This is a genomic window from Shewanella sp. SM71, from assembly GCF_025653905.1.
Taxonomy (GTDB): Bacteria; Pseudomonadota; Gammaproteobacteria; order Enterobacterales; family Shewanellaceae; genus Shewanella; species Shewanella oncorhynchi.
Window position 1 is genome coordinate 63,677 of the sequence record NZ_JAKKRW010000024.1, and the last position, 16,519, is coordinate 80,195.

General features: G+C 47.2%; 10 protein-coding genes and 2 tRNA genes. 5 read left to right on the plus strand and 7 right to left on the minus strand.

Annotated features, from left to right (window positions below; genetic code table 11):
- Nucleotides 1–66 precede the first annotated feature (66 nt).
- From bioD to bioB, 4 genes are all read right to left on the minus strand, one after another.
- The gene (gene bioD / locus L5L97_RS19755; RefSeq protein WP_113938770.1) at nt 67–807 is read right to left on the minus strand and encodes a dethiobiotin synthase; all 741 of its coding nucleotides are present in this window, start codon (nt 805–807) and stop codon (nt 67–69) included.
- Between the two features lie 166 nt (nt 808–973).
- Complete coding sequence (locus L5L97_RS19760) at nt 974–1,933, minus strand: methyltransferase domain-containing protein (RefSeq protein WP_263181052.1); 960 nt, start codon at nt 1,931–1,933, stop codon at nt 974–976.
- Nucleotides 1,934–1,997: 64 nt separating this feature from the next.
- Complete coding sequence (locus L5L97_RS19765) at nt 1,998–3,230, minus strand: aminotransferase class I/II-fold pyridoxal phosphate-dependent enzyme (RefSeq protein WP_263181054.1); 1,233 nt, start codon at nt 3,228–3,230, stop codon at nt 1,998–2,000.
- Between the two features lie 152 nt (nt 3,231–3,382).
- On the minus strand, nt 3,383–4,435 hold the full coding sequence (gene bioB, locus L5L97_RS19770) for a biotin synthase BioB (protein WP_263181056.1): 1,053 nt from the start codon (nt 4,433–4,435) through the stop codon (nt 3,383–3,385).
- Between the two features lie 122 nt (nt 4,436–4,557).
- On the opposite strand from bioB, the gene bioA reads away from it, so the two are divergent.
- Both bioA and L5L97_RS19780 read left to right on the plus strand, forming a co-directional pair.
- Complete coding sequence (gene bioA, locus L5L97_RS19775; RefSeq protein ID WP_263181057.1) at nt 4,558–5,913, plus strand: adenosylmethionine--8-amino-7-oxononanoate transaminase; 1,356 nt, start codon at nt 4,558–4,560, stop codon at nt 5,911–5,913.
- A gap of 392 nt (nt 5,914–6,305) precedes the next feature.
- Nucleotides 6,306–7,907, plus strand: coding sequence for a methyl-accepting chemotaxis protein (locus L5L97_RS19780; protein WP_173496542.1), 1,602 nt, complete (start codon nt 6,306–6,308; stop codon nt 7,905–7,907).
- Between the two features lie 141 nt (nt 7,908–8,048).
- On the opposite strand, the gene L5L97_RS19785 is transcribed toward L5L97_RS19780, so the two are convergent.
- The gene (locus L5L97_RS19785) at nt 8,049–11,489 is read right to left on the minus strand and encodes a PAS domain-containing hybrid sensor histidine kinase/response regulator (protein ID WP_263181058.1); all 3,441 of its coding nucleotides are present in this window, start codon (nt 11,487–11,489) and stop codon (nt 8,049–8,051) included.
- Between the two features lie 174 nt (nt 11,490–11,663).
- Here L5L97_RS19785 and acs point away from each other — a divergent pair, with 174 nt between their 5' ends.
- From acs to L5L97_RS19800, 3 genes are all read left to right on the plus strand, one after another.
- Nucleotides 11,664–13,616 carry an acetate--CoA ligase gene (acs, locus tag L5L97_RS19790; RefSeq protein ID WP_263177326.1) on the plus strand — a complete coding sequence of 651 codons (1,953 nt, stop codon included), beginning with the start codon at nt 11,664–11,666 and terminating at the stop codon, nt 13,614–13,616.
- 220 nt (nt 13,617–13,836) lie between these two features.
- Nucleotides 13,837–15,591 (plus strand): DEAD/DEAH box helicase, encoded by a 1,755-nt coding sequence (locus L5L97_RS19795; RefSeq protein ID WP_263181060.1) that lies wholly within the window; start codon nt 13,837–13,839, stop codon nt 15,589–15,591.
- 60 nt (nt 15,592–15,651) lie between these two features.
- Nucleotides 15,652–15,912 carry a GrxA family glutaredoxin gene (locus L5L97_RS19800; protein ID WP_028760344.1) on the plus strand — a complete coding sequence of 87 codons (261 nt, stop codon included), beginning with the start codon at nt 15,652–15,654 and terminating at the stop codon, nt 15,910–15,912.
- Nucleotides 15,913–16,292: 380 nt separating this feature from the next.
- Here L5L97_RS19800 and L5L97_RS19810 read toward each other — a convergent pair.
- Nucleotides 16,293–16,368: transfer RNA gene (locus tag L5L97_RS19810), tRNA-Lys, on the minus strand.
- 59 nt (nt 16,369–16,427) lie between these two features.
- Nucleotides 16,428–16,503, minus strand: a tRNA-Lys gene (locus L5L97_RS19815).
- Nucleotides 16,504–16,519 lie beyond the last annotated feature (16 nt).

The window sequence follows — 16,519 nt, forward strand, 5'->3', positions numbered from 1 at the left end:
TCATTTTTTATCAAAAGAAAAATAACTGTTCCGCTTAGGGGAAAGTCTTAAACAATTATGCAGTCGCTAAGTATTGCTCTCCTCACCTTGATAAAGTGGCGCAATATCGACATAGTCAGCAGCGTTTTCAGCACTTGGATCCTCGAGAAATGGCACACAACCGAGGAAAGGTGCTGTCATCATCTCTTTAAGGCTCGTCAGATTCTCCTCAAACATACTCATATTCGGGTCGACACTATTAGCAACCCAACCTGCAATCTTAAGCCCATCGGCCAATATCGCCTCTTGAGTCAGCAATGCATGATTTAAGCAGCCGAGTTTCATGCCAACCACGAGTATCACTGGCAGTTCTAATCTCTGTACGACTTCCGAAAGATACCTGCCATCACCTAAGGGTAAACGCCAGCCTCCCGCGCCTTCAATCAAGCAAAAATCCGCTTGAGCAAATGCCACTAAATCTAAACTTTCAATAATAGCTTCAGGCGCTAAACTCACGCCCACTTGGGCGGCGGCAATGTGCGGTGCAATCGCAGGTTCGAAGGAAAAAGGATTGATAAGCGGATAAGCCAGTTTTAATGATGATGACGTCATCAGCTGTAACGCATCGGCATTACGCAATCCTTCAGAGGTTTGCGCGCAGCCCGAGGCGATGGGTTTAACACCTAAAGTCAACATAGTGTTAGCTGCAAGAATACTCACAGCAGAGTCAGCATTGGCTATGAGCCCTAAACGATTCACAGCGGTTAATAATGCCGCCGAAACCAAAGTCTTACCGCTATCGGTATCTGTACCTGTTACAAAATACATATTAGATCCTTATCTGTTGCTATGAGTTGTGCTTTGTTAAGCCCACTCTCCATAAGCTAAATGTCCATATAGCTAACGATCTCTATACGTAATGTTAAAAATCCAACGTTTTCTAGATATTAGTGCTAATTGATAATGCCATGACTAAAGGCATAATATGTAAACTTTAAAACCTACGCCGAGCACGTATTTGAACTATCTGGTAGGTTAAAGGCAAACCTTGGGGTAAACGTAGCGATTCGGCTTTGGCCTGCATGTCCTGCCAATCTTGACGACCACGCAGCCGTGGAGTGAATTCTGAAGCACTCACTGTTGAACCTGAAACCCGAGTTGTTGAACTGGCGACATGTACAGAAGCCCCCACACCTTTAATTGAATAGAGTAGTGCCTTAAGAGTGTCAAAATACACTGTCATAGGGACGAGTCGCACTTCAAGTAATTGCCATGTATCGAGTTTAAATGCAGCCTTGAGTGCTTGCATCGTCGAAAAGTCATTCACTCTTAACCCTAATTCAGCTAATTGATTCAAACTCCCCTGCGCTACTAGGCTCAAATGACACTCGCCGTTAGGCTTAAGTACCCGCGCTATTTCGGCTACCGCAGCGGGAAAATCAGCACACCATTGCAGGGCTAGATTAGAGTAAATAACATCCATGCAGCCATTGGTAAAAGGTAAACACTGCGCATCGGCACATACGCCGAGATAATCGGGATAAGACTGTTTTAGCTTTTGTAGCATGCCAAGGGCAATATCCACGGCAAATACAGTTGTGGATGGATTTTGCGTAGAGAGATCCGCTGGTTGAGACACACTCTGGTACGCAGAAAAATCCGTGCCTGGGCCTGCCCCTATGTCTAACAGATAACCTGCTGCCGAAAACTCACTGAGTAAACTGGCAGCGCTCAGGCGTTGTAATTGATTATGATCTTGGTAACTATGGGCCGCTGCGGAAAAACGTTCAGCAATTTGAGTCCCGTGCACATTGGACACAGTCCCCGCGAGAACGCCCCCATAAGAAACGCCCGCATTAAGCTCACTCAGCTTAAGATCGCAAGCTATAAACTTGTTTGACTCATGAGCAGGCTCGCTACAGCTTGGATCACTAGACTTTATCAGGCTTGGCATTTTAACTAACACTCAACCATAAAAACTTAACATTCAATAAAATAACGCGATCTATAGGGTACATTTATCTGTACTCATAGGCAGATTCTCGTTCACTGACAAGCGGAATACCAATACGACTGAGCACTTGGGCTAATTGCTCAACACAAGCAGCAATATCTTCAGGGCTATGGGTCGCCGTTAAGGTAATGCGTAACCGCGCCGACCCTACAGGCACCGTCGGCGGGCGAATCGCCCCAACCCAAATGCCCGCGGCTCTTAACGCTTCGGCGACTTGCAGGGTTTGCTGCGCATCGCCAATGATCAACGGCTGAATTGCGGTATCCGAACCTAAAAGGGGCACGGCAGCATCGAGGCATAACTGTTTGAATAGCGAAATATTCTCAAGCAGCTTTTGCTGTAACTCAGGATGTGCAGTGCAGTACCGAGTCGCAGCTAACGCTAATGCGGCATTGGCGGGCGATAAGGCGGTCGAATAAATATATTCACGGGCATTACTGACCAAAAAGTCGATCAGCGCCTGACTCCCCAAAACCGCTGCGCCTTGGCAACCTAATGCCTTACCAAAGGTCACCACTTGCACATCGATAAGCTTGGCGGCTTTATCTCTTACATCACTATTTTGATAGTCATCGAGCACCGCAAAACCATGGGCATCATCAACAATCAACCAAGTATTCTGTTGACGACAAAGCGCCGATAACTGCACGATCGGCGCACAATCCCCGTCCATGCTAAACACACTTTCTGTGATTAACGCCGATGCGTGATTTCGAGTCAGAAGCCGCTCAGCGCTCTCAAGCGAATTGTGTAAAAAACGTTTAAGCTGCGCACCGCTGTCCTGCAAACCATCGATAATTGAGGCATGCACAAGTTTATCGGCAATCACAGTATCTTGCTGATCAAACAAGGTTTTCATTAACGCCGTATTGGCACTAAAGCCCGAGCAGAATAGTAATCCCGCTTCATGCCCCGTTAAGGCGCAGAGTTCACGTTCAAGTGTGACATGCGCATCACTGTACCCAGTCACTAAGGGCGATGCGCCGCTACCCACACCGTAGGTCTGCGCACCAAGGTGCAGCGCTTCAACCAACTCAGGAACGCGGGATAAGCCTAAATAATCATTACTGCTAAAATTAACATAGGATCGACCTTCGAACACAAAGCGCGGGCTCGAAGTGGGTGCGTTAACATCAAAGCTGTGATCAACACTCAGCATTTTACGTTGCCGTAATAAACCTTGCTCACGTAAGGCTTGCTGACGGGCGGCAATTTTCATCTCGAGCAGAGAACTCATCGATTTAGCCTCAAGAATGATTGTCTTAAAAATGCTTGCTTGAAAAATGGATTGCGGCCAATAAAGCTATCGGCCGCAATCAAAATAGGCTACAGCCAACAAGGTTTACAGGCTATTCGACCTGTTTGTCGGACAACATGCACTCAGTAATATTACAAAGCACCCGCGTCATAGAATTGTGCCGATGACTTATCTTGATAGGCCGCCGCTTTGGCTAAAACAGCACTTTCTTCTTCCAGTTTTGCCGCGGCGCCCTGCTCGGGACGTAAGCCTAAACGTCGAAATAGCCCCATATCATCGCTTTCTTCTGGGTTTGGTGTGGTCAGCAATTTACAACCATAGAAAATCGAGTTAGCGCCAGCAAAGAAACACATGGCCTGCAGCTCATCACTCATATTTTCGCGGCCTGCCGATAACCGCACGCGGGAAAGCGGCATTAAGATACGCGCCACGGCGATAGTGCGCACAAATTCGAGTGGATCGAGGTCGTCAAGCTTCTCAAACGGCGTACCGGCCACTTTGACTAACATATTGATTGGTACTGAATCAGGATGCTGCGGTAAATTAGCCAGCTGTTGTAGTAAGCCTGCGCGATCCGTCGCCTTTTCACCCATGCCGACAATCCCGCCCGAGCACACTTTCATACCTGAAGCACGCACATGTGTCAGTGTATCTAAACGATTTTGATAGGTACGTGTCGTGATCACATCGCCGTAATATTCAGGCGAAGTATCTAAATTATGGTTGTAATAATCTAAGCCAGCACTGGCTAAATCGTTCGCTTGACCTTCAGACAGCATACCAAGCGTCATACAGGTTTCCATACCTAAGGCTTTGACTTCTTGTACCATTTGCTTAAGGTACGGCATGTCTTTTTCTTTTGGGTTACGCCAAGCTGCGCCCATACAGAAACGAGAGGCACCCGCGGCTTTAGCACTGCGTGCCTCGGTCAGCACAGTTTCCATTGCCAGCAAACGCTCTTTTTCTAGACCTGTGTCATAGCGAGCACTCTGCGGGCAATATTTACAATCCTCAGGGCAAGCACCGGTTTTAATCGATAATAAACGGCTAATTTGCACTTCATTAGGATCGTATACCTCACGGTGAATACAGTGGGCTTTAAATAATAAGTCATTCATCGGCAGCGCAAATAAGGCTTCGATTTCTTCCCGCTTCCAATCATGACGAACTTGCAACTGCGACATTGAACACCCTTTTTATTCTGTTTTTTATCTTGGCTAGGATAACCTCAGCCCTTAAACTGTCAACGCCAACCAGTGAACCCAGTTTACTAATGGCTACTTTATCACCAAAAAAGTGAGCATTTATGCGCAATTTACTCGATTTTGACTTTGATAGCGCCCATATTTGGCATCCTTACACCTCAATGACCCGATCTCTTCCTGTTTTTGGTGTACACAGCGCCAAAGGCTGCGAGCTTGAACTCATCGATGGCCGCAAGCTGGTCGATGGGACTAGCTCGTGGTGGGCCTGTGTGCACGGTTATGCACATCCCAAGATATTAACCGCGATGGAAAAACAGTTGCATCAACTGAGCCATGTGATGTTTGGCGGTATCACCCATGAACCCGCCATTGAACTGTGTAAAAAACTTATCGCTATGACCTGCGAACCGCTGACAAAGGTCTTTTTGTGCGACTCTGGATCTATCTCAGTCGAAGTGGCAATTAAAATGGCGCTGCAATATTGGCAAGGTCAGAGTTGGCAAGGGCAAAGTGTACATGGAGAAGAGCGACCGCTAAAACAACGCATTCTTACCGTTAAGAAGGGTTACCACGGCGATACCTTTGCCGCGATGAGCGTATGCGATCCCGAAGGCGGCATGCACACTATGTTTGGCGATGCGCTTACGAAACAATCATTTGTGCCCGCGCCACAAACCGCCTTTGGCGAAGCCTTACAAGCCGATGATTTAACCGCAATGCGCGACATATTAAGCATTAATCACCATGATATTGCCGCAGTGATTATAGAGCCGATAATGCAAGGCGCTGGCGGTATGCGTTTCTACAGCGCAGATTATTTAGCGGGTCTTCGTGCCCTATGTGATGAATTTGATGTCCTGCTGATCTTAGATGAAATAGCCACTGGCTTTGGTCGAACAGGTAAGCTTTTTGCCTATGAACACGCCCATATTACCCCTGATATCTTATGTTTAGGCAAAGCGCTGACGGGCGGTTATATCAGCCTAGCGGCAACGCTATGTACCGATAAAGTTGCCCAAGGAATCAGCCAATCTCCTGCGGGCGTGTTTATGCATGGTCCGACATTTATGGGCAACCCGCTGGCCTGCGCGGCGGCGTGTGCAAGCTTAGACATAATTAACCGTAATGAATGGCAAGCGCAAGTGGCCGCTATCGAGCAGCAAATGCGCGTTGAACTTAACGATGCGATTGATTTGCCAAGCGTAAAAGATGTGCGCGTGCTCGGCGCTGTCGGCGTGTTAGAGATGCACGAACCCGTCAATACCGCTGAGTTACAGCAGCAATTTGTCGATTTAGGCGTCTGGGTGCGTCCCTTCGCCAACCTTATCTATATCATGCCGCCCTATATCATTAGCTCAGCACAATTAAGCCAACTCACCAGTGCGATGAAGCAAGTCGCAGCAGGTATTAGCGCGGTATCAAAAAGTCTTGAGCCGCAGCTTATCAGCCACGGTTAATGCTTTAGCGCTTGACCATCTTTTAGCTTAACGCTCTTTCAACTCAATAAGCCTTCAACTTACATAGGCTCTCAAATAAACGAACCCCTGCGCACTGTGCGCTAGGGGTTCGAACTGCCTGGCTTATATCAGTACTCAGCAGCCCCTTCCCTTGTTCGAATCTCGCATCCTCTCGATAGATAAACGCGCTAAGGTTGCAATTGCAATATTGCTCACAATTTCCATTAAAACCCTGTAATTTAGTGCATTTATTTAATCCGCCAACTGGAAATTTTATCAAAGCCAACGATGCTTATATCACTCACTTTACACAACATATCTTTCGCCAAAAGCTGACAACAACTTGAGCAGAGGGAATGGCTTAAATCGCTACACAAAGAAAAGGAGAGCATATGTTCAAACTCGCTGACATCCCCGTTAATCGAAAACTCGCACTACAGCTCATTATCGCCCTCGCAGGTGCCTTAATTTTACTCACTATTTCCGTCACAGCCCTCAAGCACAACCTGATGGCAGAGCGTGAAGCACGACTTAATGCCGTATTATCCCTCGCCAGTAGCCGTATCCAAGCGTTGTCGCAATCGCTACCCCTAGAGCAAGCACAGCAAGCCGCTAAAGACATGTTAAACGACATGCGTTTTGATGGTGATAACTACTTGTTTGTGATTGATGAATCGAGGCACGTTATCGTTCATCCCATCAAAAAAGAACTGGTTGGCCAACAAATGGGTAATCGAGGCGAAGAGAATTATTGGTTCGAAATGGTCGAACTCGGCCGTGATGGCAAACAAGGATTAGTCGAATACCGCTGGACGACAGCGAATGGCAAATCAGCGCAAAAAATCTCACTTGTCATGGGATTTAAACCTTGGGGCTGGATCTTAGGCTCAGGTATGTTACTCCAAGATATCGAAGCCACCATTTGGAATGAATACCTCACCATGGGAGGCATTACATTTGTCATTATTGTGCTTATGGCTTGGCTAGGATATGCCATTAGCCGCTCTATTACTCAGCCATTGGATGATGTGAATCTGGCTATGCTCGCCATCACAAAAGGTGATTTAACAACTCAGCTAAAAATCTATGGTAAAGATGAACTTGGCATCTTAGCCCACAATATAAACCAAAGCATAGACTCCATTCGTAGCACTTTACTTCAAGCGAGTCATAGCGCTGACAATGTTGCACAGGCCTCGGCTCGTATCGCCTCAACTGCAGAGGAAACTAATCAAGCGGTAAATAATCAGCGGGATCAACTCGCCCAACTTGCCACAGCCATGAATGAAATGAGCGCCACTATCGCCGATGTCGCGAATAATGCGGAGAGCACAGCCAAAGATACCAAAGAAGCCACTTGGGAAGCTGGCCTTGGCGACCAAGATGTTCACGCCAGCGTAGATGGTATTCATGCTCTTGCCAAAGAAGTGGAGCAAGCGACGGATCAAGTGAATATGCTTAAAGAGGAAGTCATGCAGATCAGCGAGGTCACCTCTGTTATCAGCGCGATTTCAGACCAAACCAACTTGCTGGCACTGAATGCGGCAATTGAAGCCGCCCGCGCTGGCGAGCAAGGGCGAGGGTTCGCTGTAGTCGCCGATGAAGTGAGGCAACTCGCAAGTCGCACTAGGCAATCGACCGAAGAAATTCAAAACACGATTTCATTATTGCAACAACGGGCCGTGAGCGCCGCTAAGGCAATGGATGCAAGCCGAGCTTTGGCAGAAAACAGTGTGAGTCAATCGGCAAAAGCGGGGAAGGATTTATCGCTTATCGTTGCTCATATAAAACATGTGAGTGACATGGCAACCCATATCGCCACCGCCGCAGAAGAACAAAGTGTGGTCGCAGAAGACATGAACAGAAACGTGTGCGGGATTAATAACTCAGCGCTCGAAGTCTCTGAATCGGCAACTTATTTGGCTCAAGAAAGTGAAAGTTTGGCCGAATTATCACTGAATTTAAACAATAAACTGGCCGTATTCAAACTCTAGTCATGTATTTAGTTACACCCACAAACCTGTGTCAAACCGTTTAGCCAAGATAAGCCGCATAAAAAATTACGCGATTATCTTGGCATTTCGTTAAACGTGCCGACGTCACAAAACTCATGTTACCGAACACGTATACCAAGCTTATTTTACCAAGCTAGAAATCAAGGCACGTAGCGCGGCAGGTTTTATCATTTTCGCCATATAGTGATAGCCGCGGCGTTGCACATCTTCCACCAGCTCTTTGCGAGTATTGGCGGTAATCAAAATGCCGGGTAAATCTTGTCCATAAAGCGCGCGAATACCGTCCATCGCATCGACGCCATTTTGGCCATCATCTAAATGGTAATCCGCGAGCACAATATCAGGCGCGACGCCTTTCAGTCCTAGTTTAATGCGTGCATCGGATAAATCTTTTGCACAGATAACCTCACACTGCCAGCGGCTTAATAGGCTTTCTAATCCAGCTAAAATGGCCTCTTCGTTGTCGATACACAACACTTTGATACCCGATAACGGCTGCAGCAGCGACGGCAACGCTTTCACTTGTGGTTGACGCACAGTTTCTCCAAGCGGAACACAAATGGAGAAGACCGAGCCGCGCCCTAAATGGGACGAAACCTGAATACCGTGTTCTAACACTTTACTGATGCGATCAGCAATCGCCAGACCTAAGCCCAAGCCGCTAACATTGTTGCTCTTAGGATTATTCAACCGCTTAAATTCTTTGAAAATTTCTTGAGTTTCTTTTTCATCAATACCACAACCCGTGTCTAACACTTGGATTTCAAGGTAATGACCTCGATGACGGCAACCAAATAACACTCTGCCACCGCGAGCATAACGGTAGGCATTGGTTAAAAAGTTTTGTAATACTCTGCGCAGTAACGAAGGATCAGAATTAACGGTTGCGCTGCATGGGACCATCTTAAAACGAATTTGGTTATCCGCTGCCATCGCTTCAAATTCAACAGATAAGCCATTGATCAGTTCTGAAATCGCAAAGTCACGGCGATTTACATCCACCATACCTGAGTCGAGTTTAGAAATATCCAATAGGTCGGTGAGCAACTCGCCGGCAATTTTTAGCGAGCTATTCACATGGGATAAGGTGGTTCTGGCCTCACGATCTAGATTGGGATACTGAGATAACGACGCAGTAAACAGCCGCGCGGCATTAAGCGGTTGCATTAAATCATGGCCAACAGCAGCCAAGAAGCGACTCTTAGAGGCGTTGGCGATTTCTTCCTGCGCTTTAGCCTCGAGTAACTCACTGTTCAACATGGCTAATTCATAGGTTCGCTCATTAACGCGGCTTTCTAAGGTTTCATTGGCTTCGAGCAGCGCGCGCTCCTGTTCGCGATACTGAGTAATGTCGGTAAAGGTCATCACAAAGCCGCCATCTGGCATAGGATTGCCTTGAATTTTAATCACTTTGCCGTCTCTGCGATGGCGCTCAGAAGTGTGCGGTGTGCCATTACGCATATGCTGCACCCGCTGCTCAACCTGCTGTTCTATTTCCCCTTCACCACAATAACCCCGCGCCGCATTAAAGCGGATCACTTCACTGATGGGCATGCCCTGCTGTAAAAATCCATCGGGATATTGATACAACTCCACATATTTGTAATTCCATGCCACAAGATTGAGATCGTTATCGATAACACTCATGCCTTCATAGGCATGCTCAATCGCGCCGCGCAACATGTCTTGACTGAGCATGATTTTCGATGAGGCTTCATCGACCAGACTAAAGACTTCATCCAGCGCTAAATCGCGCCCTTGCAGCACGGAATCCATCACCAGCGCTGCGCTTGAAGCGCCAAGCACCCCCGCCAATAAACGTTCAGTGTGGGAAATCAACTCCGGCGGCGCCGCTTTATGCCAACTATCACTTTTTACCGCATCAATCGAGAAACGGCTAAAACTCTCATAGGCGCGTGTTGGGCTAACGAAACGACTCGCCAGTATCAGTAAGTCCTGCTGTGAAATCGGACCATTTTTCTTATTGGCGCTGTTTTTCAATTTACCCGGACTCACAAAAGCACTGGCCTGAATACGCTCAGCCACACCCGCTCTAAACCAAATAGAACCCAAAATATAACAGGCAATATTGGCAAAAAGAGCCGTCAGCGCATCACGCACATTAGGCGTTATCGCATCTAGCAGGCCTTTCTCGCTCGCGACACTAGACAAGAACGCCGATGAGCTTTGCACATCTGTCATGCCCTGCAACATGATGTAGAACCACAGCGAAAAGCCCACGCCGAGTCCTAAAAATACCCCAGCACGATTGCCGTGTTTCCAATAGAGTCCACCGACTAAAGCTGGCGCGAGTTGGGCAAACGCACCAAAAGACAACATGCCTAAATGGGACAAGGAATCACTGTCTGATAATGCCAAATAGCTGCCATAGCCTAAGCCCAGAATAATCACGATCGCCAAGCGGCGGGCATTAAGCAACAGGTGCGAGAACTGACTGAAGTTTTTCTCGCGGATATGACCCGTGCGCAGCATCACTGGCACCAGCCATTCGTTACTTACCATCACACTGATAGTCACTACAGCAACAATGACCATACCCGTTGCCGCAGATAAGGTGCCCAGCAAAGCAATCACAGCCAACAAGGGTTGATCTAACGCCAGCGGCAAATTAATCACATAGGTATCGGCCGACACTGAATCGCCGAGGATGATCTTCCCCGCCAAGGCTAGCGGTCCAACGAATAAACCGAAAAGCGCTAAATAGATGGGAAACAGCCAACGCCCCTTTGACAACACGGACTCATCGGCGCATTCCACCACCATCACATGGAACTGCCTTGGCATACATAAAAAGGCCGCTATTCCGACGAGTAACTCAGGCATTAAGGCTTCAATACGTGGATTAGGATAATTAATTAGTGACTGCGCATTGGCCTGCTGCCAAATATCCCCAAAACCATCGAACACTCCGAAACTGATGACGATGCCGACCAACAAAAATGCGGCAAGTTTCACCAGAGACTCAAAGGCAATCGCGAGCATCATGCCGGGATTATGCTCAGTCGCATCGAGTTTGCGAGTACCAAATAAAATGGCAAATATGGCTAAAAGCGAAGTGATCAGTAACGGAATTGTCACGCCATCGAGGGGATCGTCAGCGGGTTGAAACAAATTAAGACTGAACACCATCGCCTTAAGCTGCAGGGCGATATATGGCATGATGCCAAACAAGGCAATTAACGTGACTAAGGCGGCTAAGGTTTGAGACTTACCGTATCGGGCGGCAATAAAGTCGGCCACGGAAGTGATATTTTGCGCCTTAGACACTAATACCATCTTGCGTAACATGCCAAAACCTAAGGTAAAAATCAGAATTGGGCCGATAAAAATCGGTAAAAAAGACCAAAAATCCTTAGCAGATTGCCCAACTGTGCCTAAAAAACTCCACGAGGAGCAATAAACCGCTAAGCTCAGACCATAGATCACGACCTGAAGCTTTTTAGTGACCTGAGTAAACCAACGCTCCGCCCCCCAAGCCAATAGGAATAAAAGCGAGACATAACAGACGGCAATAACGGCGACGACTAAGGTTAAATTCATACTTTGCTCTTTTTTCTGATTATTGTGCGATAAAACCTGTCTAAAATCTAGCCGGATTTTTAATGCAACAGACTAAATATAAAGGAAAATTTAACACTAGACCAAGGTCTAATGGAGTTGCCGCCCCCTTGCATACCATACTCAGTCCACGCAATTTTTCAAAAGGGAAGCCCTATGAGCTCGCAGTCTCTCTACAAAGTCTCCGGCAATATCGCTGCCAATGCACTTGTAAACAACGATAAATATAAAACAATGTACCAAGAGTCGATTGTCAATCCTGAAGGTTTCTGGAGAGAACACGGCAAGCGTATTGATTGGATTAAACCTTATACCAAAATTAAAAAAACCTCTTTTGATGACCATAACTTATCGATCAATTGGTTTTACGATGGCACCCTGAATGCTTCAGCCAACTGTTTAGACCGTCACTTAGCCGAGCACAGTGATCGCGTGGCGATTATTTGGGAAGGCGATAACGCCAGCGAACAACGCAAAATCACCTACGGTGAATTACATGCAGATGTGTGTAAGTTTGCCAACGCACTGCGCAGCCAAGGCGTGCGCCGCGGGGATATAGTCACAATTTACATGCCTATGGTGCCAGAAGCCGCAGTCGCTATGCTTGCCTGTGCCCGTATCGGCGCTGTGCACTCTGTGGTCTTCGGTGGTTTCTCACCGGATTCAATCGCCTCTCGCGTCATTGACGGTAAATCCAAAGTCATCATTACCTCCGATGAAGGTATGCGCGGTGGCCGTGCAATTCCATTAAAGCGCAATATCGATGATGCCTTAAAGCACCCTGATGTCACTACTATTGAAAAAGTTATAGTGCTGAAGCGTACTGGTGGCAAAGTAGATTGGGTAGAAGACCGTGATGTGTGGTGGCATTCACTGATGGAAACCGCATCAGAGCACTGCCAACCAGAAGAAATGGACGCAGAAGCGCCGTTATTCTTGCTTTATACCTCAGGTTCAACCGGGAATCCCAAGGGCGTATTGCACACCACTGGCGGCTACATGGTTTATGCGTCTATGACCCATGAATATGTGTTCGACTACAAAGCGGGTGAAGTGTACTGGTGTACCGCGGATGTGGGTTGGATCACTGGCCACTCTTACATGGTTTACGGCCCACTCGCCAATGGTGCGACTGTGCTTATCCATGAAGGTGTACCGAATCATCCAAGCCCTGCCCGTTTAGGCGAAATGATTGACCGCCATAAAGTGAACATTCTATATACAGCGCCAACCTTAATTCGCGCGCTGATGGCAGAAGGTAAACAACACTTCGATAAGTTCGATGGTAGCAGCTTGAGGATCATGGGCTCGGTAGGTGAACCTATCAACCCAGAAGCATGGCGTTGGTACCATGAAGTCATAGGTCATGAACATTGCCCTATCGTCGATACTTGGTGGCAAACTGAAACCGGCGGTATTTTGATCACCCCACTGCCAGGCGCGACCGATACTAAACCTGGCTCAGCGACCCGTCCGTTCTTTGGCGTTCAACCCGCCTTAGTGGATAACATGGGGAATATTTTAGAAGGTGAGAACGAAGGTAACTTAGTATTACTCGATTCTTGGCCGGGCCAAATGCGCACTGTGTATGGCGACCACGAACGATTTGTGCTGACCTACTTTAAAACCTTCCGCGGCATGTATTTTACCGGTGACGGTGCCCGCCGTGATGAAGATGGCTACTACTGGATCACTGGCCGCGTCGATGACGTGATCAACGTATCCGGCCACAGATTAGGTACAGCAGAGGTTGAAAGTGCGCTGGTATCACACGAACTGGTTGCAGAAGCTGCGGTAGTTGGTTACCCACACGATATTAAAGGCCAAGGTATTTATGCGTATGTCACGCTAACCCGCGGCACTGAAGAAACCGAAGAGCTACGTCAAGAGCTGCGTCAGTGGGTTCGTAAAGAAATTGGTGCGCTGGCAACGCCAGATCTCATCCAATGGGCGACGGGCTTACCTAAGACTCGTTCGGGCAAGATCATGCGCCGCTTCCTGCGTAAGATTGCCGCTAACGAAGTGACCAACTTAGGGGATGCATCAACCTTGGCCGATCCAGCTGTGATCGAGACCTTGATTGAATCACGCTTGAATCGTACTGAGTAATATCCGAGTCACGAATAACATCCACAACGCTTAGTCTATGCCCAATAGGCTAAGCGTAACCTGAACCTCCCTTTTTAAACCTCAGGTTAAAAGTGAACCCTGTTGAGAGAGTGTGTGATTGCTCCTTTCTCTAGCTTGCCCCTCCAACCAGGGGCATTTTTTTTGCCTGTTATGTTAAGCTTGCAGCCTCACTTTTATTCAGCATAGATTTTTTATCAGCGTGTCAGTCAAACTCAGAGACTATCAACAACAAGCGGTTAATGCCGCCATCGCCCATTTTAGGCAAAGCCAAGCTTCCGCCGTACTTGTATTGCCCACAGGCGCGGGCAAAAGCATAGTGATCGCCGAACTGGCACGCATCGCCAAAGGTAGAGTCTTAGTGCTCACCCATGTGAAAGAATTAGTTGCTCAAAATGCCGAGAAAGTCGGCCTCCTCACAGCACAAGCCAGTATCTATGCGGCGGGACTCAATCAAAAAGCCACCGACGGAAAAACCGTCGTTGCCAGTATTCAATCGGCAGCGCGGGGATTAACGCAGTTCGATCAGCCGTTCTCGTTAGTCATTATTGATGAATGCCACAGAGTCAGCCTAGAAAAAACCAGCCAATATCAGCAAGTACTCAACCATTTACGCACTAAAAATCCCCAATTGAGATTGCTCGGTCTCACCGCCACGCCCTATCGCCTTGGCACTGGCTGGATTTATCAGCAACACTATCACGGCAAAGTGGGGTCTCCCGAACATGCCGTATTCGAACATTGTGTGTTCGAGCTACCCATCAGGCCGCTCATTAAACAAGGTTACCTCACAGCGCCAACACTGTTTGATGGCCTAAGTGCCCAGTACGACTTCAGCCAACTTAAAACAAACGAGAATGGCGAATATGCCGAAGCCGAGGTTAACGATTTACTGGGACATTACGGCCGCGCGACCACAGCGATTGTGAAACAACTCATTGAACTGAGCCAACATAAAAAAGGCATTATCATTTTTGCGGCAACGGTACGTCACGCCAATGAGATTTTTGGCATACTCAACCAAGCTCACGCTGCACAAAGTGCCATTATCACGGCACAAACGCACGACAATGAACGTGACACGACGATTGAACGCTTTAAAGCCCAAGAGCTTAAGTTTTTAGTCAACGTGGCTGTGTTGACGACAGGCTTCGACGCGCCCCATGTGGATTTGATTGCAATTTTGCGCCCTACCGCCTCAGTCAGTCTGTTTCAACAAATGATCGGTCGTGGATTGCGAATCGCTGAAGGCAAAAAAGATTGTCTTATCATCGACTATGCAGCCAATGGTTATGACTTGTATTTCCCCGAGGTCGGCCAAGCTAAACCCAACAGTAAATCGGTACCTGTGCAAGTGCATTGCCCTGTATGCGATTTTGCCAATATATTCTGGGGACTCACAGACGACGATGGCGACATTATCGAACACTTTGGTCGCCGCTGTCAGGGCATAGTCGAACAGCAAGGTAAAAAGCTGCAGTGCGACTTTCGATTTAGATCTAAATCTTGCCCTGATTGCGGCGAAGAGAATGATATCGCGGCGCGCATTTGCCAGCACTGCCAATCGACCCTCATCGATCCCGATAAACGCCTACGCCAAGTGCTCAGCCAGCAGCACCATCATTTATTCCGCTGCCAGCATATGAGCCTCATCGACGATGACGGCAATCTGAAAGTGCAGTACCTCGATATCGACGGTAATGAATTCAATCGCCGCTTTAAATTACAAACACCGGCCCAGTGGCGAGCCCTATATGCCTTATTCATCTTTCCCCATAGCCGTACACCGGGATTAAAACCGAAAAAATACACTAAGGTGACAGAGTTAATCAGCGACGCGGATAAATTCCGCATGCCCGATCTCTTGCTGCTGAAGAAACATAAAAAAGGCTGGGATCTGCTCGAAAGCTATTTTGATTATCAAGGTCGCTATCAAACTGAAAATAAACGCGGCTGACATTATCAATTCACTTAGGCCTATGGTATAAAACGACTAAAGTAATCCTAAGGAGCTATTATGTTCGTTGTTATTTTTGGCCGTCCAGGCTGTCCTTATTGCGTTCGTGCTGTGCAATTATCTGAGCAACTCGTTGAAAAACGTGATGACTTTAAGTTCAGATATGTCGATATCCATGCAGAAGGCATCTCTAAAGCAGATTTAGAAAAAACTGTCGGTAAGCCAGTTGAAACAGTACCGCAGATTTTTGTCGATGAGAAGCACATAGGTGGCTGCACAGATTTCGAACAATATGTTCGCGAAAACAATCTGTTAGATTAAACGCTATAGATATGTGATCCGCTTAATGCAAAAGGAGACCTAAGGTCTCCTTTTTAGTCTTTATCACAACCCTGTGGGATTAGAGCTTTCCATAAGATAGTGCTCGGTACATAAAACTGCCTAGAAAGCCCCCCTAAATCCAGCGCACCGTTGTCATCATCACTGCACATAATGTCAGCTTTAATATAATCACCAAACTCAAGATACGTTTCTTTTTAAAGATGCCGCATTAGTCGAACTTGCTAATGCCAATAATTATGTTAGAAAATATTTTGCAGTGGAATAAGTAAAACGAAGGTATTAAATTCGGTACTCAGTATTGGAGTTTAACGAGGGACATTCAGGGGGAAATTCGAGAGAGATACAGCTGAAAAAATAAGTGGTGGGTCGTGAAGGATTCGAACCTTCGACCAATTGGTTAAAAGCCAACTGCTCTACCGACTGAGCTAACGACCCATCTAGGTATTACGATAAAAATGTTCACTTATTTTGGCATCAACAATGCGAATAATAAGTGGTGGGTCGTGAAGGATTCGAACCTTCGACCAATTGGTTAAAAGCCAACTGCTCTACCGACTGAGCTAACGACCCATCTAGGTATTACGAT

Bases quoted from the DNA above. Each gene is read 5' to 3' on its own strand.
- bioD (WP_113938770.1), bottom strand. From the start codon at position 807: ATGTATTTTGTAACAGGTACAGATACCGATAGCGGTAAGACTTTGGTT.
- L5L97_RS19760 (WP_263181052.1), bottom strand. From the start codon at position 1,933: ATGCCAAGCCTGATAAAGTCTAGTGATCCAAGCTGTAGCGAGCCTGCT.
- L5L97_RS19765 (WP_263181054.1), bottom strand. From the start codon at position 3,230: ATGAGTTCTCTGCTCGAGATGAAAATTGCCGCCCGTCAGCAAGCCTTA.
- bioB (WP_263181056.1), bottom strand. From the start codon at position 4,435: ATGTCGCAGTTGCAAGTTCGTCATGATTGGAAGCGGGAAGAAATCGAA.
- bioA (WP_263181057.1), top strand. From the start codon at position 4,558: ATGCGCAATTTACTCGATTTTGACTTTGATAGCGCCCATATTTGGCAT.
- L5L97_RS19780 (WP_173496542.1), top strand. From the start codon at position 6,306: ATGTTCAAACTCGCTGACATCCCCGTTAATCGAAAACTCGCACTACAG.
- L5L97_RS19785 (WP_263181058.1), bottom strand. From the start codon at position 11,489: ATGAATTTAACCTTAGTCGTCGCCGTTATTGCCGTCTGTTATGTCTCG.
- acs (WP_263177326.1), top strand. From the start codon at position 11,664: ATGAGCTCGCAGTCTCTCTACAAAGTCTCCGGCAATATCGCTGCCAAT.
- L5L97_RS19800 (WP_028760344.1), top strand. From the start codon at position 15,652: ATGTTCGTTGTTATTTTTGGCCGTCCAGGCTGTCCTTATTGCGTTCGT.